This window comes from Curtobacterium flaccumfaciens, assembly GCF_018598405.1.
In the GTDB taxonomy this organism is placed as follows: Bacteria; Actinomycetota; Actinomycetes; order Actinomycetales; family Microbacteriaceae; genus Curtobacterium; species Curtobacterium aurantiacum.
This window is the reverse complement of the sequence record NZ_JAHEWS010000039.1, coordinates 1-17,696: the sequence shown is the minus strand read 5'-3', so window position 1 is coordinate 17,696 and position 17,696 is coordinate 1. Positions and strand designations below refer to the sequence as shown.

Sequence of the window (17,696 nt, the reverse complement as noted above, 5' to 3'; positions counted from 1 at the left end):
GGCGGGATCGGGCACACCTGACGAGATCGGGCGTACCTGGTCGGATCAACACACCAGGTACGCCCGGAACGACCAGGTACCCGAGGTCCACCGAGCGGGACCGGGCGTACCGGGTGAGATCGGGCGTACCTGGTCGGATCAACACACCAGGTACGCCCGGAACGACCAGGCACCCGACGCGCACCGAGCGAGATCGGGCGTACCTGATCAGAACGGGCGTACTGGCCGGAACGCGCAGCGCTCGAACGGGCCGCAGCGGCGGACGCTCAGCCGACGGCGAGGGCCGCGGCGGCGAATTCGCGCACCGCGGCACGGGCCGCGGGCGGGTCGAGCACCACGGCGCGACCGGGCAACCCCGCGACGAGTCGGACCACCCCGTCGAACCCGTGCGACGCCGCGAGCCGGATGCGGACACGACCATCGTCGTCGGGCGCGTCGGCGGTGTCGGACAGGAAGTCGGCGACCAGGGGCAGCGAGGTCGAGTCGAGCTCCACCGTGACGATGACGTCGTCGGCGGCCTGCTGGAACAGGGTGTCCGGGATCACGACCTGGTCGATCGTCTTCTCGGCCGGGCGGTCGTCGACGCGAGCCCCGGACATGCGATCGAGCCGGAACGTCCGGAGCGCCTGCCGGTCGAGGTCCCATGCGCGGAGGTACCAGTCGGTGTCGATCGACTCGACGCGGAGCGGGTCGACCCGACGCGTGCTGCCCTGGGTGCGCGGTCCGGCGTACTCGAAGACGAGACCCCGACCATCGGACATCGCACGACGGATGGTGGCGAGCGCGACGTCGTGCAGGTCCTGCCCGACGGCGACGGTCGACGCCGCTCCCCCGGCACCGCGGGACAGCTTTGCCATGAGCGCGCGGATGGCGTCACGGTCGGCGGCCTCGGGCAACGCGGACAGGTACTGCAGCCCGGCGATGAGTGCCGACGCCTCGCGGGCGGACAGCCGGGGCGAGTCGTCGATCGCCACGAGGTTGGTCAGCACGATCATGTCGTTCTGGTCGAAGTCGTCCCAGGCGATGTCGAACAGGTCGCCGTGCTGGTACTGCATCGTCTCGCCGGGCACGCCGGACACCGCGATGAGTTCGACGGCACGGCGGATCCGGGCCTCGGGCACGCCGAAGTGCCGGGCGGCTTCGGCCACCGAGACGCGCTCGCGGTCGATCAGGTACGGCACGAGGGCGAGCAGGAACGCGAGCTTGTCCTGGGCCTGCAACGGTTGGGCGTCAGCCACGAGCGGGGTCCTCTCCGGGGGCTGCGGCACGCTCGTCGTCGCTGTGGTCGCGAACGAGGGCGCGGAGCCGTTCCTCGACGCGGGAGCGGAGGTCGTCGGGCTCGAGGACCCGGACCTCGGGCCCGAAGGCAGCGAGTTCCTCGGCGAGGATCTGCGGGTCGACGTGGTGCAGCACGAGTGAGCCGTCTGCGTCGGTCTCGGTGTCGCGACGGCGGGTGAGTCGGCGTTCCGCGTCGGACCCGGGCGTGACGGCGATGCGTGCGGTGCGCTCGGCCCAGATCCGCTCGAGCTCGGCGAGGGTCCGCTCCGCTGCGCCGACCGGCGCCGTGTGCTGACCGACCTCGTACTGGGTGACCGGTCCGACGATGCGGGACAGCAGGTAGTTCTTGTCGGAAGTCGTCGCGAACTCGTGCGCGGCGAGCATCCAGCGACCGCCGTGCTGCACGAGGGCGAGCGGAGCGACCGCACGTCGACGGGCGTCGTGCTGCCCGGGGGTGATGTAGTCGAAGCGCACGGCGGCTCCGCGGTCGAGCGCCGAGCGCAGCGGTTCGAACGCCGCGTCGCGGGCGCGGAGCCGTGGGGCGTAGGCGTCGACCCCGAGCTGCAGGGCACCGTCGTCGTCCTCGGCGCCGGCAGACCGCACCTTGAGCAGGCCGCGGCGGGAGTCGGCGGACAGTGCGCCCTCGCGCCAGGCCATCGCGGCCAGGGACAGCAGGGCCGACTCGTCCGGCGTGAACCGGACGTCCTCGGGGAGGTCGTACTCGCCCTTCGGGATCCGGTAGCGCAGCGTCTGGTTGTTGCCGGCGGAACCCGGTGTCTCGATGGTCTCGAGCGGGATGCCGAGCTCACGGACGTCGTCCTTGTCGCGTTCGAACTGCCGCTCGAGCGAGGCGTTGTCGCCACCGGGCGAGAAGCGCTGGCGGTAGCCCTGCACGTTCGCCAGGATCTCGGCCTTGGTCAGCCCGGACTCCGTCGAGAGCAGCGCGAGCACGAGGCTGAACAGCCGCTCCTCGGCGGGCACACGGGGCACACGGGTCGCTGGCACGAGCCGATCCTACGGCAGCGCGGGTGTACCGGAGTGCACCCGCGCCGCGGTCGGTGGACGGTCGATCGAGGTCAGCTCGAGATCGCTCCGAGGACGTCGATCACGTACGCGTACGCGGTCCCCTGCTGGTTGACGACGGCCAGCACCTGGTCACCGACACGGTGCCCGACGATGGCGTTCCGGACGCCCTCGTCGATCTGGCCCTTGGTGAGGGGGATGGCCTGCGCGCCGGAACCGTCGGTCCAGCTCGAGCCGGCGACGGACGGGTCGGCGCCCCACGTGACCGCGGTGTACTTGATGACCGCGGTGTCCTTCGCGGTGAGTTCGCGGCCGTCGCCCTTGCGGAGCAGGTGCGTCTCGTTCGACTTCGGGGCGCTCCACGACGGGATCGTGATGCCGGGGGCACCGGAGGGGGCGAGCACCACGGCGGGCATCTTGTCGCCGGCGAGCTGCGGGGTGCCGGTGGCGCGGGCGTCGAACGCGCGCTTGACGTCGATGACGGCGATCACGGCGTCCTCGGTCTTCTCGGAGGACGAGCTGCTGCCGCCGGTGCTGCTCAGCGCACTCTTCGGCAGGGCCACCGCGAGGCGGTCGCCGACGTGGGCGCACTGCAGCGAGGCACCGAGGGCGCCGTAGTTGCTCGCGCCGGCGGTGATCGGGGCCGTCTGGCCCGAGTACCCGCTGGTCTGGGCGACCTCGCCGGTGGAGCCGTCGACCAGGGTGTACTCGACCAGGACAGGGGTGCCGTCGTCGATCGCGCGACCGTTGCCCTGGGTGAGCACCGACACCTGGGTGCCCTTGGTGGTCAGGCCCTTCGGCACGGTGATCTTCGGCTCTGACCCGAACTTGCCGGTGGCGGTCACCGCTTCGGACGCGGAACCGGGAGCGGCACAGCTCGAGGGCGTGGTGCCGGCACCGTTCGAGGCGCAGGCGGTGAGGGACACCGCGAGACCGATGGTGACCAGGAGTGCGGGGATGGTGCGCACGGACCCTCTTTCCGTTCGATGCAGGACGGGCACGCCGTCAGCCTACCGTTCGTCCTCGACGGCCCCGGACGGAGCCGCAGCGGCATCCGACGGAGCCGCAGCAGCGTCCGACGGAGCCGCAGCGGGCCCGGACGGTGCCGCAGCACCATCCGCCGCCGACGACGCCTCGGCCGCCGCGACCTTCCGCGCCTGCGCCGCAGACTGCCGGGCCACCTTGCGGAGCTTCTTGTCGCTCGTCGCCCGCTCGCCCACGGCACCGGGGGTCCAGGCCTCGATGTCCTCGTCCGAGAACTCGACCTTGCCCGCGCGGCGCTTCAGGTTCGGCAGCACGGTGCCGTCGGCGAGGCGTCGTGCCGTGATGAGGAACCCGGTGTGCCCGACCATGCGGTGGTCCGGGCGCACGGCGAGTCCCTCGACGTGCCAGGTGCGCACCAGAGTCTCGCTCGGCATCGGGTCGGTGAAGCGTCCGGTGTCGCGCATCGCCTCGGCCGTGCGGGACAGCTGGGTGACGGTCGCGACGTAGCAGACGATGAGCCCACCGGGAACGAGTGCGTCCGCGGCGGCGTCGACGCACTCCCACGGGGCGAGCATGTCGAGCACGACGCGGTCGACGCTTTGCGGCTCCGTCGCGTCGGGCAGCGACTCGACCAGGTCACCGACGGTGACCGACCAGTTGTCCGGGACGGCACCGAGGAAGGTGCCGACGTTGCCCTTCGCGATGGCCGCGAACTCCTCGCGGCGCTCGAACGACTGCAGCTGCCCGGTCGGGCCGATCGCGCGGAGCAGGAACAGCGACAACGCCCCCGAGCCGACGCCGGCCTCGACCACGCGGGCCCCGGGGAAGACGTCCGCGAAGGCCACGATCTGCGCCGCGTCCTTCGGGTAGACGATCGCGGCGCCGCGCGGCATCGACATCACGTAGTCGTTGAGCAGCGGGCGGAGCGCGAGGTACTCGTCACCGGTGCTCGCCCGGATGACCGAGCCGTCGGGCTGACCGATCACGTCGTCGTGCCGGAGCACCCCGCGGTGCGTGTGGTACTCACCGGCCGTCTCGAGGGACAGCGTCGTGAGCTTGCCCTTCGGACCGGTCAGCTGCACGCGGTCCCCGGCCCGGAACGGGCCGCGCGGCGGCGTGTGCGGTGCGCCGCCCGCGGTGTGCGGGAGCGCTGCGGTCGGGTCCGCGGTCGGACTGGAGGCGCTGCTTGCGTCCGCCTCGTCGCGTGCGTCGTCGGTGTGGCTCATCGGGTGACCCCTTCGGTGTCCGCAGCGTGCGCCGGGTCCGGCACCGCTCCTCTCCCCACCGGCACGGCCGGCCCGCCGCTGGCGCGTCGGTCCGGAACCGGCGGCGTGGGCCCAGCCTGCGCAGCCCGTGCGGCCAGGGCCGGCGTCGTCAACTCGACCAGGCGGTCGACGTCGACGCCCGCCAGGGTGGTCAGGTGCACGTCCCCGCCGGCGATCTCGGACAGCGGGACGATGTGCTCGACGGCGATCGTGACGGCGCCGGAGGCGACGGCCGAGGCGACACCGGTGGCGGAGTCCTCGATCGCGACGCACGCGGTGGGCTCGACGCCGAGCTGCGCGGCGGCGGACAGGTAGGCGTCCGGGAAGGGCTTCGGGCGGTCGACGTCGTCGCCGGCCACGACGACGCGGAACCCGCGCTCGCCCAGGGCCTCGGCGACGACGAGCGCCATCTTGCGCCGGGACATCGTCACCAGGGCGGTCGGGATGCCCCGGTCGTGGAGCTCCTCGATGAGCTCACGGGCACCCGGACGCCACGGCAGTTCACTGGCGCGCAGGTGCTCCATCACGTAGTCGGTCATCCACTGGATGATCTCCTCGACCTCCATGTCCACGCCCTTGGCACGCAGGAGCTCGCCGGAGCGTTCGAGGCCGCTGCCGACGAGGGACAGGCCGTCCTCCTCCGTCCACTCGGCGCCGTACCGGTTCGTCAGGTCGACCTGGGACCGCTGCCAGATCGGCTCGGTGTCGACGATCGTGCCGTCCATGTCCCACAGCACGGCTGCGGGCGGGACGAGGGCAGGAGGATGCGCGGTCACGGGCGACGAGTCTACCGGGGCCGTTCCGCTGGGCGCGGACGCGCGCGTGCGCGACACCCCCTGGGCCTACAGTGGATGCCTGAATCGTGCCCGGCCGGGGGTCCGTCCCCCGCCCCGCTCCGCTCCACCACCAGGAGGTCCGCTCCGTGCCACAGCACTCCCCCTTCAGCGACGGTCGCTTGCTCGTCGTCGCCTTCGAGGGCTGGAACGACGCCGGTGAGGCCGCGAGCGGTCTGGCGCGGCGCATCGTCGAGTCGCTCGGGCTCGACGAGCTGCGCGAACTCGACGGCGAGCGGTACGTCGACTACCAGTTCAACCGGCCCACCGTCGGCACCGACGAGAACGGCGACCGGGGCGTGCAGTGGCCCCGGATCGTGCTGCACGGTCCCGGCGCCGAGGGCCGCCCGGTCATCGGCGCCACCGGCTCCCCCACCGACCGCGACGTGTTCGTGCTCGTCGGCCCGGAGCCCTCGCGCACCTGGCGCGGCTTCTGCTCCGAGATCATCGACCTGGCGGACGTCTACTCGATCGACGCCGTCGTCTTCGTCGGTGCGATGCTCGCCGACGTCCCGCACACCCGGCCGATCTCGGTGTTCGTGTCGAGCGAGAACGCCGGCGTCCGCGCCGCCTTCGACGTCGACCGGTCGTCGTACGAGGGACCGACCGGCATCCTCGGGGTCCTCGCCGACGCGATGGACAAGGCCGGGCTGACCACGCTGTCACTGTGGGCGTCGGTGCCGCACTACGTGCACAACTCGCCCTCGCCGAAGGCCACGCTCTCGCTGCTCGACAAGATCGAGGAGCTCACCGACGTCACGGTGCCGCGCGGGACGCTGCTCGACGACGCCACCGAGTGGGAAGAGGGCATCGACGCCCTCGCCGCCGACGACGAGGACATGGCGTCCTACATCGGGCAGCTGGAGCAGGCGCGCGACACGGTCGACTCCCCCGAGGCCTCGGGCGACGCCATCGCGCAGGAGTTCGAGCAGTACCTCCGCCGTCGTGAGCGCAAGGACGGCAAGGACGGCGGCACCGCCGGTGGCGAGGGGCCGTGGCGGCCCCAGCAGCCGCCGCAGCAGTAGCCGTCGCGGTCACGACACCCCGCTCACGTCCGCCGAGTGGGCGCGAACTGTCGGTTGCCGCCCGCCCGTGCGACGGTTCCTGTCCCCTCGACGGCATGCACGCGGCGTGTCGCGACCATTCAGCGGACGGGAGGCACGGGCCGGGCCTGCCACGGCCCTCCCGTCCGTCGTGGCGTGCGGTCACGACACCCCGCTCACGTCCGCCGAGTGGTCACGAACCGTCGGTTGCGGCCCGCCCGGGCGACGGTTCCTGACCCCTCGGCGGCACGCGCCCGACGTGTCGCGACCACTCACGAACGGTCACGACACCCCGCTCACCTCCGGCGCCGGCGCGACGGCCGGTGGGGCGAGGTCAGGCCAGGCGGATGCCGAGCAGCGCGTCGATCAGGTCGACGAGCTCGGGCGTGCACGCCGTGCCTCCTGCGATCGCGGTGTCGACCGCGGCGACGGCACCGGGCGTGTCGAGGTCGTCCGAGACCCGCGCCCGGATGCGTGCCGCGACGTCGGCCGCGTCGTCGGCATGGCCCGCCGACGCTCCGGAGGCCCAGGCGTCCCAGCCGGCGAGCCGCGTCTCGGCGCTCGTCAGCTCGGTGTCGAACCACTCCCAGTCGTCGGAGTACTTGTGCGACAGCAGTGCGAGCCGGATCGCCCGGGGGTCCGCACCGTCGTCGAGCAGTCCGCGCACGGTGACGAGGTTGCCGAGCGACTTGGAGATCTTCGTGCCCTGGTAGGCGATCATGCCGGTGTGCACGAACGCGTTCGCGAGGGGCTGGTGTGCGAGGGCCGCGGCGTGCCCGGCACTCATCTCGTGGTGCGGGAACACGAGGTCGCTCCCGCCGCCCTGCACGCTGATCGGCAGGCCGAGTCGGTCGCCGGCGATGACGCTGCACTCGATGTGCCAGCCGGGGCGTCCGGGGCCGATCTCGGTGTCCCAGCTCGGCTCACCGTCGCGGGCGGCACGCCACAGCAGCGGGTCGAGCGGGTCGCGCTTGCCGGGGCGTTCCGGGTCGCCGCCGCGCTCGGCCGCGAGGGCGAGCATCGTCTCGCGGTCGAGTCCGCTCTCGTCGCCGAGGGTCCACGCGTCGGTCGGGCGGTTCACGTCGAAGTACAGGTCGTCGCCCTCGGCGTCGCCGGTGGGGACCTCGTAGGCGTAGCCGGTCTCCTGGAGGAACGAGACGGCCTCTGCGACGCGCTCGACCTCGTCGGTGACGGCCACGAAGTCGTCGGGCGGCAGGATCCGCAGGGACTCCATGTCACGGCGGAACAGGTCGACCTGTTCCGCAGCCAGGGCCCGCCAGTCCACGCCGTCACGTGCGGCACGCTCGAGCAGCGGGTCGTCCACGTCGGTGACGTTCTGCGCGTACTCGACGTCGAGCCCGGCGTCGCGCCAGGCACGGCCGAGGGTGTCGAACGCCAGGTAGGTCGCCGCGTGGCCGAGGTGCGTGGCGTCGTACGGGGTGATCCCGCAGACGTACAGCGCGGCGCGGTCCTCGTCGCAGGCCGGGTCCACGGGCTTGCCCGTGGCGGTGTCGTGCACGACCGGTCGGGGCGCGGCGCCGGGGACGTCGGGGACGGATGGGGCCTGCCAGGCCCTCACGGCTGGATCACTCCGAGCGACAACAACACGATGAGCACGATACCGAGTGCGATCCGGTAGACCACGAAGGGCATGAAGCTGCGCTTGCTGATGTAGTTCATGAACGCGGCGATCACGACGAACCCGACCACGAACGCGACGACGGTGGCGATGAGCGTGTCGGCGAGGCCGAACGGCGAACCGTGGTCGCCGAGGCTCGTCGCGGCCTCGTAGAAGCCGGACAGGAACACCGCCGGGATCGCGAGCAGGAACGCGAACCGCGCGGCCGCGGGACGGGTGTACCCGAGCGCGAGACCCATCGACACGGTCGCACCCGAGCGGGAGACGCCGGGTACCAGGGCGAGCATCTGCGCCAGGCCGATGAGCAGCCCACCGCGGAAGGTCATCTGCTCGATCCGCCGCTCCTTGCGCCCGACACGGTCGAGCACCCCGAGCACGACGCCGAACACGACGAGCACGATCGCGACGATCCAGAGTGAGCGGAACGTGGTCTCGATCGAGTCCTTGAGCAGGAGCCCGGCGATGCCGATGGGGATCGTGCCGAGGATCACCAGCCACCCGAGGCGGACGTCGGGGTCGCCCTTCGGGACGTCACGCTTGACCACCGATCGGAACCACCGCCCGATGATCCGGGTGATGTCCTTCCAGAAGTAGATGAGCACCGCGGTCTCGGTGCCGAGCTGCGTCACCGCGGTGAAGGCCGCACCGGGGTCCTTCGCGTCGGGCAGGAAGAGCCCCACGATGCGCAGGTGCGCGCTGGAGGACACGGGCAGGAACTCGGTGAGCCCCTGGACGAAGCCGAGGAAGATCGCCTCGAGGATGTGCATCGCACGGGCCTTTCGGGGGAGGTCGGTCAGGGCACCGCCACGACGGCGACCATGAACAATATCAGTACGTGGCGAGCAGGTCACCCAGGACCCGCCGACCGAACGCCAGCGAGTCGAGCGGCACCCGCTCGTCCACGCCGTGGAACATCGCGGGGAAGTCGACGCCGGCGGGCAGCTGCAGCGGCACGAACCCGTACCCCGCGATGCCGAGCGTCGAGAGCGCCTTGTTGTCGGTGCCGCCGGACAGCAGGTACGGCAGGACCGGAGCGCCCGGGTCGTGCCGGCCGAGGACGTCGCGGACGGCGTCGACCAGCGGGCCACCGAAGTCCTGCTCGAGGCCGATGTCGCGGAACGACATGACCACCTCGACGTCGGGTCCGGCGAGCTCCCGCACCCGCTCGAGCACGGACTCCTCGTCGCCCGGCAGGCACCGGATGTCCACCAGGGCCTCGGCGGTGTCGGGGATGACGTTGTGCTTGTAGCCGGCGGTCAGCACCGTCGGGTTCGACGTGGTGTGCAGGGCCGCGTGGATGAACCGCGACGCCGACCCGGTGGCCAGTGCGACCTCGTCCGGACCCGTCACCGTCGGGTCGACCCCGAGGAACCGTGCGACCTCGGCCACCATCGCGTCCGTCGTGGCCGAGAGCCGGACGGGCCACTCCTCGCTGCCGATCCGGGCGACGGCGGCCGCGAGCTTCGTCACGGCGTTGTCACGGATCACGTGCGAGCCGTGTGCGGCGGTGCCGCGCGCGACGAGCTTCACCCACATGAGCGCCTTCTCACCGGTCTGCAGCAGGTAGGCGCGGCGATCGCCGAGGGTGATCGAGTACCCGCCGACCTCGCTGATCGCCGCCGTCGCCCCCGCGAACACCTCGGGGTGCTGGTCGACCACGTGGTGCGAGCCGAGGACTCCCCCGGCTTCCTCGTCGGCGAAGTACGCGATCACCAGGTCGCGCTCCGGCGCACCGTGCTGCTCGACGACATCGGCCAGCGACGTGAGCATCATCGCGTCCATGTTCTTCATGTCCACGGCGCCGCGGCCCCACAGCGAACCGTCCTTGACCACCCCGCCGAACGGGTCGACCGTCCAGTTCGCCGGGTCGGCCGGCACCACGTCGAGGTGCCCGTGCACCACCAGCGCCGGCTTGTCACGGTTGCGGCCGGGCACCCGTGCCACCACGCTCACGCGGTCCGGCTCGGACTCGAACAGCTGCGGCTCGAGGCCCAGCGCGCGGAGCTTGTCCTCGACGTAGTGCGCCGCCTCGGTCTCGCCGCGGGACTTCCCCTCGCCCCAGTTCGTCGTGTCGATGCGGATGAGGTCTCGGGCGATCGCCGCCGTGGCCTCGAGCTCGGGCACGGACTGCGGCTCGGACGGCTCCGGGTTCGTCATGGCTCCACGGTATCGGTCGGCACCGACCCCGTCGCCGGGACCGGACGCGCGGGACTCGCCCGGGATGCGCGGCCGTGTTCATCGCGCGTTCAGACCCGTGCTAGTGTCTTCTCTCGGCAGGAACGCCGGGTTCAACCCGGGAAACAGACACCAGACACCCTGTCCGGGTGGCGGAATTGGTAGACGCGCTAGCTTGAGGTGCTAGTGCCCGTATTAGGGCGTAGGGGTTCAAGTCCCCTCTCGGACACAGGAAATGCGTGCCCCCTGACCTTTCGGTCGGGGGGCATTTTCTGTTGTGTCTTCCCGGCGAGTGCCGCCATCGCTGCGCTCAGGGCGTCACCGCCTCTGGGGGCCACTTCGCTTCGCTCAGGGCGATCCACGCCGGGCCCGCCACCTCGCTGCGCGCAGGGCGATCCACGCCGGCGCCACCTCGCTGCGTTCGGGGCGGTACGGGCGCCACGTCGCTTCGTGCGAGCCGTGGACGTGGCGCGTGCGGACTGGAGGCGCGGGGCGGGGCCGCAGCGCGCCTCCAGGCCGGAACGTGCGCACGTCGCGGGCCGGTGCGACGTTGCGCACTCCGTGTGACGGAAGAAGGTCTCACCGAGTGGGCAACGCCGCACCGCGCGCGGTCAGCGCGAGCGCCGCACCCGCCGCACCACCAGCACGACCGCACCGAGGGCCGCCAGCCACCCCCAGTTCGCGACGACGGGGTCGAGCACCTGGTGCCGCCAGTCCCGCCGACTCGAACCGAGGCGCGACGCCACCGGGTGGTTCCCACGCTCCGCCGCGACGCCGGTCTCGCTGATCACCCGGTCCGGCCGGCCCCGCAACGCGTCGGTCACCCGGTGCGTCGCCACGTCCAGGCGATCGCCGACGACGAGCAGCATCCAGTGCGCGAGGCGCCCCTCGCTGAACCGGCGGTAGGCGTACCGCCGGACGATCCCGGCGACGCCGTGCAGGGGCTGCGCGGTGCCGAACACCGGCGTCACGTGGGCGTGCTCGATCGAGCGCTCACGGCCGTCCGCGCCGTCCTGCTGCGGCGGGACCTCCCAGTGCGCGCCGGTGGCCGAACCCGCCTCGCGGGACAGCTTCGGCACGGAGGGACGGTTCTCGAGGTCGAGGTCACTCCCCCACCCGGGGATGCGGGCACGGAGTTCGTCGGCCGACGGCACCCGGCGGGGCGGATCGGCGACGTAGGGGGTGTTGTCGGACACGGTGCGCTCCTTCACGGGACGATGACGGTCTTGATGCAGTCGTCGAGCTTCGACGAGAACAGGTGGTACCCCTCGGCGATGTGCTCGAGCGGGATGCGGTGCGTGATGATGTCGCTCGGCTTGAGGTGTCCGGCTCGGATGTGCTCGAGCAGGCGGGGCCACTGCCGCTTCACGGGTGCCTGGTTCATGTGGATCGTGACGCCCTTGTTCATCGCGTCGCCGAACTTCACCAGGTTCGGGATCGGCCCGTAGGCGCCCATCGCGGACACCGTGCCGCCCTTGCGGACACCGTCGATCGCCCAGTTCAGCGCGACCGGTGACCCGCCCTGCATCTTGAACTTCGTCGCGCTGACCTGCTGCAGGTAGTTGCCGTCGGCCTCGGCACCGACGGCGTCGATCACGCTGTCCGCACCCAGGAAGTCCGTCTGCTTCTTCATCTCGAGCACGACGTCGTCGACCTCAGCGAAGTTGATCGTCTCGGCGTGCGCGAAGGTCCGCGCCTTCTCGAGCCGGTACTCGAACTGGTCGATGACGATCACCCGGCCGGCACCCATCAGCCACGCCGACTTCGCCGCGAACAGCCCGACCGGCCCGGCGCCGAGCACGACGACCGTGTCACCCTCGCGGATCGACGCGAGCTGCGCCCCGAAGTACCCGGTGCCGAGGGCGTCGGTCATCATCAGGGCGTCCTCGTCGTCGAGCCAGTCCGGGATCACCTGCGGACCGACGTCGGCGAACGGCACACGCACGCGCTCCGCCTGCCCGCCGTCGTAGCCGCCGGTGGTGTGCGAGTACCCGAAGATGCCGCCGACCGCGGTGGCGTTCGGGTTCACGTTGTGGCAGTTCGTGAACAGGCCACGGGCGCAGAACCAGCAGGTCCCGCACGAGATGTGGAACGGGACCATCACCCGGTCCCCCACGCTCAGCGTCTCCACTGACGATCCGACCTGCTCGACGACCCCGATGAACTCGTGGCCGAACGTGTGACCGACGCGGGTGTCGGGCATCATGCCGTGGTAAAGGTGCAGGTCGGACCCGCAGATCGCTGCGCGCTCGACGCGGATCACGGCGTCGTTCGGGTGTTCGATCCGGGGGTCCGGCTTCTCCTCGACGCGGACCCGGTACGGGCCGCGGTACGTCATGGCGCGCATGGACGCTCCTCTCGTTCGTCGCGTCCACGCTGGCGCGCGCCACGTTGGAACGGACACAGGACCGCAGATGGCGGACAAGCGGTGGGCGTCCGCACAGACGGACGGGAGGCGCGGTGCCAGCTGGCACCGCGCCTCCCGTCCGATCTGTGGGTGCGTCTAGCTCTTGGAAGCTTCGACGAAGTTGCGTCGCGGGTCCGTTTCCTTGATGAGCGAGGTCGCGTCGCGACCCGACACGGCGCCGGTGATCCAGCCGATGATGATGCGGGCCTTCCGGTTCAGGGTCGGCATCGCGTACACGTGGTACGCGCGGTGCGCGAGCCACGCGAACAGGTTCGTCATCTTGATGCCCTTGATGTTCGCGGCACCCTTGCCCACACCGTACGACGCGACGGTGCCGATGGACGGGTGGCGGTACTCCTCGAGCGGCTTGCCGGTGATCGTCGCGACGATGTTGTCGGCGGCCACGACGGCCTGACGGACGGCGTTCTGCGCGTTCGGCGGGTAGAACGCCGGCTGCTTGTCGGCGGTCAGGTCGGGCACCTGCGCCACGTCGCCGAGGCCCCAGACGCCCTCCACGACCTCGTGGGTGTCCTCGGCCTCGACCTGGAGCTTCGCGTTCGCGGCGAGGTGGCCCTTCGGCCCACGCGGCAGGTCGGAGGCGTCGAGGAGCGGGTTCGGCTTGACGCCGGCGGTCCAGACGAGCAGGCCGGTGGCGAACTCGTCGCCGTCGGAGAACTTGACGACACCGCCTTCGGCGCTCGGCATGGTGGTCTTCAGGCGGACGTCGATGCCACGGGCGCGGAGCGACTCGAGGGTCCACTTCGACAGCTCCGGCCCGACCTCGGGCGCGACGCGGTCGAGCGCGTCGATGAGCACCCAGCGGGGCTGCTCTCCGGCCAGCGACGGGTAGGTCTTGATGGCGGCCTGCGAGACGTCGAACAGCTCGCCGATCGCCTCGACGCCGGTGTAGCCACCGCCGACGAAGACGCTGGTCAGCAGGCGGCGACGCTCGTCCTCGTCCCGGGTGGCTGCGGCCTTCGCGATGTTGTCGAGGAGCTTGGCGCGCACGTAGGCGGCCTCTTCGACGCTCTTGAAGCCGACGCCGTACTCCTCGAGTCCGGGGGTCGGGAAGGTGCGGGTGACGGAACCGAGGGCGACGACGAGGTGGTCGTAGCCGAGGGTGCGGTCGTCGCCGCCGGCGGTCGCGATCGACACGGTCTTGTCCGCCGACGAGATCCCCGTGACCTTGCCCTGGATGACGCGGGTCTTGCGGAGCGCACGGCGCAGCTCGACGGTGACGTCCTTCGGCGCGATGTGGCCACCGGCGACCTCGGGCAGGAACGGCAGGTACGTGTAGTAGGTGTTCTGGTCCACGAGCGTGATCCGCATGGGCACCGTGGCCGCGTGCTTCTGGAGCTGCTTGACCGTGGTGTAGCCAGCGGAGCCGCCGCCGAGGACGAGGACGTGAGGGATCGAGTCTGCCATTCCTCCGGTCTACCGGACTTTGGCTTGGCGCGTCATGAGTTCCGCGGCCTGTCGCGGAGCCGCCACCACGCGGTCTCGGCCAGTTCGGGGCCCGTGAACACCCCGTGCGCGGTGCGTCGGGACTCGGTGAGCGAGAATCGACGCAGTCGGTAGCCGCCGCCGAAGCGGTCGATGATCGCCTCGGGCGAGGCTTCGGCGTCGCGCTTGACGTACCAGGTGCGATCGTCGACGGGCTCGATCACGCGGCGGTCACCGTCGGCCGCCGATGCGGGAGCGCAGGATGTCGATGCGCTTCTGGATCTGCTCGATGCTCGCCTGAGCAACGGCCGGGCCACCGCTGATGCGCCGGAGTTCGGCGTGGATCGATCCGTGCGGTTCGTTCGAGTGCCGGGACCAGATCGACACGAGCCGTGCGAGCTCGGTGCGCTGCTCCTTGATCGTCATGTACATCGGGCGGTCGGGCTCGGGCGCCTTCGGCAGGCCGTCCTTGACCGTGCGGCCCTTGGAGCGCTTGGCCTGCGTGGCCTGCCGGGCACGGAGCAGGTCGCGCACCTGGTCGGGTTCGAGCAGCCCGGGGATGCCGATGAAGTCGAGCTCCTCGAGGGAACCGACCTCGCCGCCGGTGCCGAACTCGCCGCCGTCGTAGAGGACGCGGTCGAAGGACGCCTGCGAGTCGAGTGCCTCGAACGGCTGGACCTCGAGCAGGCTCTCGGACGCGCGGTCTTCCTTGTTGGCCTCGGCGACCATCGCGTCTTCGGGGTTGTAGAGGCCGTCGTCGGCGTCCTTCGGCCGGTCGAGCGCGTGGTCGCGCTCGAGCTCGAGGGTGGCGGCGAGGGCCATCAGACCGGGGACGCTCGGCAGGAACACGCTCGCGGTCTCACCGCGGCGCCGGGCACGCACGAAGCGGCCGATGACCTGGGCGAAGAACAGCGGCGTGCTCGCGCTCGTGGCGTAGACGCCGACGCACAGCCGAGGGACGTCGACGCCTTCGGACACCATGCGGACGGCGACCATCCAGCGCGAGGTGTCGTCGGCGAACGCACTGATGCGGCTCGATCCGGCGGCCTCGTCGGAGAGCACGACCGTGGGGCGCTCCCCGGTGATCTGCTGCAGGATCCGGGCGTAGGCGCGCGCCGTGGTGGTGTCGGTGGCGATGACCAGGCCCCCGGCGTCGGGGACACCGCGCCGGACCTCGGTCAGGCGTTTGTCGGCCGCGGAGAGCACGGCGGGCATCCACTCGCCCTCGGGTGACAGCGCGGTGCGCCAGGCCTGGGCCGTGATGTCCTTCGTCACCTGCTCACCGAGGGACGCCGACATCTCGTCGCCCATCCGGGTCTTCCAACGCATCTGGCCCGCGTACGCCATGAACAGCACCGGCCGGACCACGCCGTCCTTCAGGGCACGGCCGTAGCCGTAGTTGTAGTCGGAGATCGAGGTCCGGATGCCCTGCTCGTCGGGGGCGTACTGCACGAACGGGATCGGTGCGGTGTCGGACCGGAACGGGGTCCCCGACAGCGACAGTCGACGGGTGGCGCCGGAGAACGCCTCCCTGATGCCGTCACCCCAGGTCAGGGCGTCGCCGCCGTGGTGGACCTCGTCGAGGACGACCAGGGTGCGGCCGCCCTCGGTGATGCGCTTGTGCACCTCGGGGTTCATGCCGACCTGGGCGTACGTGATCGCGACGCCCTGGTAGTGCCGGCCGAACATCCCGTCGCCGTTCTTGAACATCGGGTCGATCCGGATGCCCACGCGGTCGGCGGAGTCGGCCCACTGGCGCTTCAGGTGCTCGGTCGGTGCGACGACGACGATGCGGTCGACCGTGCCACGGGCGAGGAGCTCGGTCGCCAGCCGGAGCGCGAAGGTGGTCTTGCCGGCGCCGGGGGTCGCGGCGGTGAGGAAGTCGCGGGGTTCCTTCTCGAAGTACTTCGTCAGCGCTTCGATCTGCCAGGCGCGGAGCTTCGAGGCCGTGCCCCAGGCGGCGCGGTCCGGGAACGCCGGCGAGAGGTGCTGGACGGCCGAGTTGCCGGCCGCTTCGGCGAGGGCCGCGGCGTCGGCTTCGTCACGGGCGGCGTCACCGGGCGACTGCGCCTGGCTCTGGTGTGCCTGGGCCTGGTGTGCCTGGGCCTGGTGCGCCTGGGCCTGGTGCGCGTGCGTGTCGTCGTGCGTCGACGACGATCCGCCTGCGCCGGACTGGTCGTCCCCCGACTCCGCCCACAGCGTGGCGGGCTGCTGGTCTTCGTACTCCGCTGCGCTCACTGAACCCGATTCTACCGCCACCGTCAGTCCTGCCGGGCGTGCGGGACGCCACCGTCGGGGGTCCGGCGGACGAGGGATGCCGGTCGCAGCACGCCCGCGCCGAAGCGTGCGGCGACCGCGTCGACCGTGGTTTCGGTGTCGCGCCACGGCGCGTCGTCGTCCCACAGGGCGTTGCTCGCGGCCGCGGGTACGAGGTTCTCGCCGCGCACCCCGATCAGGCGGATCTGGTTGCCGGGTCGGTGCAACACGTCGTACAGCTCGACGGCTTCGCGGTGCAGGCGCTTCGCGACGTCGGTGGGTTCCGCCAGGGTGCGGGAACGGGTGAGCGTGGTGAAGTCGGTGTAGCGGACCTTGAGCGCCACGGTCCGGGCCTGCACGTCGGCCTGGCGCAGGCGGACGGCCACCTTGTCGGCGAGGCGCAGGAGTTCGCGGGCGACGTCGTCGCGCTCGGTCAGGTCGCGGCCGAACGTGACCTCGTGCCCGATGGACTTCTCGCCGACGCCGGTGTCGACCACGCGGGGGTCGCGGCCCCAGGACAGGTCGTGCAGGCGCTGCCCGCCGGCCGGTCCGAGTGCCGACACCAGGGAACCGAGCGGCGTGTTCGCCAGGTCACCGACGGTGCGGATGCCCCGACGTTCGAGGGTCTCCTGCGTCTTGCCGCCGACGCCCCAGAGCGCGGAGACCGGCTGCGGGTGGAGGAACGCGACGGTGTCGGCGGCGGGGACGACGAGCAGGCCGTCCGGCTTCGACCGGCTGGAGGCGAGCTTCGCCACGAACTTGGTGGACGCCGCACCGACCGAGCAGTGCAGACCGGTCTCGGCGAAGACCGTGCGGCGGATCGCCTGTCCGATCTGCCACGGGGTGCCGTACAGCCGGAGGGCGCCGGCGACGTCGAGGAACGCCTCGTCGATGCCGAGGCGCTCGACCCGGGGCGTGAAGCGGTCGAAGATCGCCATCACCGCGGCCGACTTCGCCCGGTACTTCTCGAAGTGCGGCTCCACGATGACGGCGTTCGGGCAGCGGCGCTTGGCGACGGCCATCGGCATCGCGGAGTTGACCCCGTAACGACGGGCTTCGTACGTGGCGGCGGTGACCACCGACCGGTCGGAGTCGTGGCCGACGATGACCGGCAACCCCACCAGGTCGGGGCGGTCGAGCAGCTCGACGGAGGCGAAGAAGGCGTCCATGTCGACGTGCAGCGCGGTCGCCGAGACGTCGTCCACCGGTGCGTCGGAGACGAGGCGGTTCCGTCCGTCCTGCTTGCTCACACCGAGATGATGCCAGGCGCCGCCGACATCGCCGTGCCGGGGCTCGTTCGAGTCCGCACGGTGCGAGGTTCGTCTCGTCGTGCGGGTTGCTCGCCCCCCC

At 71.5% G+C, this 17,696-nt stretch carries 15 protein-coding genes and 1 tRNA gene; 2 read left to right on the top strand and 14 right to left on the bottom strand.

Annotated features, from left to right (window positions below; translation table 11 throughout):
- Positions 1-266: 266 nt before the first annotated feature.
- The 5 genes from KK097_RS17000 to KK097_RS16980 all read right to left on the bottom strand — a co-directional run bounded on the left by KK097_RS17000 (position 267) and on the right by KK097_RS16980 (position 5,326).
- Positions 267-1,238 carry a helix-turn-helix transcriptional regulator gene (locus KK097_RS17000; RefSeq protein ID WP_214545537.1) on the bottom strand — a complete coding sequence of 324 codons (972 nt, stop codon included), beginning with the start codon at positions 1,236-1,238 and terminating at the stop codon, positions 267-269.
- Entirely contained in the window at positions 1,231-2,283 is a 1,053-nt protein-coding gene (locus KK097_RS16995; protein ID WP_214545536.1) for a helix-turn-helix transcriptional regulator, read from the bottom strand. The genes KK097_RS17000 and KK097_RS16995 overlap by 8 nt, the downstream gene beginning before the upstream one ends.
- A gap of 71 nt (positions 2,284-2,354) precedes the next feature.
- Positions 2,355-3,269, bottom strand: a complete 915-nt coding sequence (locus tag KK097_RS16990) for an FKBP-type peptidyl-prolyl cis-trans isomerase (RefSeq protein ID WP_214545535.1) — start codon at positions 3,267-3,269, stop codon at positions 2,355-2,357.
- 42 nt (positions 3,270-3,311) lie between these two features.
- On the bottom strand, positions 3,312-4,511 hold the full coding sequence (locus tag KK097_RS16985; protein WP_214545534.1) for a tRNA (adenine-N1)-methyltransferase: 1,200 nt from the start codon (positions 4,509-4,511) through the stop codon (positions 3,312-3,314).
- Positions 4,508-5,326 (bottom strand): HAD family hydrolase, encoded by an 819-nt coding sequence (locus tag KK097_RS16980; protein ID WP_307858414.1) that lies wholly within the window; start codon positions 5,324-5,326, stop codon positions 4,508-4,510. Before KK097_RS16980 ends, KK097_RS16985 begins: the two co-directional genes overlap by 4 nt.
- A gap of 146 nt (positions 5,327-5,472) precedes the next feature.
- On the opposite strand from KK097_RS16980, the gene KK097_RS16975 reads away from it, so the two are divergent.
- Positions 5,473-6,408 carry a proteasome assembly chaperone family protein gene (locus tag KK097_RS16975; RefSeq protein WP_214529691.1) on the top strand — a complete coding sequence of 312 codons (936 nt, stop codon included), beginning with the start codon at positions 5,473-5,475 and terminating at the stop codon, positions 6,406-6,408.
- A 352-nt stretch (positions 6,409-6,760) separates the two neighbouring features.
- On the opposite strand, the gene mshC is transcribed toward KK097_RS16975, so the two are convergent.
- The 3 genes from mshC to KK097_RS16960 form a co-directional block, all read right to left on the bottom strand.
- Positions 6,761-8,005 carry a cysteine--1-D-myo-inosityl 2-amino-2-deoxy-alpha-D-glucopyranoside ligase gene (mshC, locus tag KK097_RS16970; RefSeq protein ID WP_214545533.1) on the bottom strand — a complete coding sequence of 415 codons (1,245 nt, stop codon included), beginning with the start codon at positions 8,003-8,005 and terminating at the stop codon, positions 6,761-6,763.
- Entirely contained in the window at positions 8,002-8,832 is an 831-nt protein-coding gene (locus KK097_RS16965) for an undecaprenyl-diphosphate phosphatase (protein WP_214545532.1), read from the bottom strand. Before KK097_RS16965 ends, mshC begins: the two co-directional genes overlap by 4 nt.
- 61 nt (positions 8,833-8,893) lie before the next feature.
- Entirely contained in the window at positions 8,894-10,222 is a 1,329-nt protein-coding gene (locus KK097_RS16960; protein WP_214529696.1) for a M20/M25/M40 family metallo-hydrolase, read from the bottom strand.
- Positions 10,223-10,383: 161 nt separating this feature from the next.
- Between KK097_RS16960 and KK097_RS16955 the strand changes: the two genes are divergently transcribed.
- Positions 10,384-10,469, top strand: a tRNA-Leu gene (locus tag KK097_RS16955).
- Between the two features lie 382 nt (positions 10,470-10,851).
- On the opposite strand, the gene KK097_RS16950 is transcribed toward KK097_RS16955, so the two are convergent.
- The 6 genes from KK097_RS16950 to dinB all read right to left on the bottom strand — a co-directional run bounded on the left by KK097_RS16950 (position 10,852) and on the right by dinB (position 17,596).
- Positions 10,852-11,436 (bottom strand): CxxCxxCC domain-containing protein, encoded by a 585-nt coding sequence (locus tag KK097_RS16950; RefSeq protein ID WP_307858415.1) that lies wholly within the window; start codon positions 11,434-11,436, stop codon positions 10,852-10,854.
- 11 nt (positions 11,437-11,447) lie between these two features.
- A complete protein-coding gene (locus KK097_RS16945) occupies positions 11,448-12,587 on the bottom strand; it encodes a zinc-dependent alcohol dehydrogenase (RefSeq protein WP_214529697.1) in 1,140 nt (379 codons plus the stop codon).
- Positions 12,588-12,743: 156 nt separating this feature from the next.
- Positions 12,744-14,072: an NAD(P)/FAD-dependent oxidoreductase gene (locus tag KK097_RS16940; RefSeq protein WP_214529699.1), complete on the bottom strand. Its 1,329-nt coding sequence runs from the start codon at positions 14,070-14,072 to the stop codon at positions 12,744-12,746.
- Between the two features lie 32 nt (positions 14,073-14,104).
- Positions 14,105-14,314, bottom strand: coding sequence for a hypothetical protein (locus tag KK097_RS16935; protein ID WP_214545531.1), 210 nt, complete (start codon positions 14,312-14,314; stop codon positions 14,105-14,107).
- 7 nt (positions 14,315-14,321) lie between these two features.
- Positions 14,322-16,328, bottom strand: a complete 2,007-nt coding sequence (locus KK097_RS16930) for a DEAD/DEAH box helicase (RefSeq protein ID WP_214545530.1) — start codon at positions 16,326-16,328, stop codon at positions 14,322-14,324.
- 23 nt (positions 16,329-16,351) lie between these two features.
- Positions 16,352-17,596: a DNA polymerase IV gene (dinB, locus tag KK097_RS16925; protein ID WP_214545529.1), complete on the bottom strand. Its 1,245-nt coding sequence runs from the start codon at positions 17,594-17,596 to the stop codon at positions 16,352-16,354.
- Positions 17,597-17,696 lie beyond the last annotated feature (100 nt).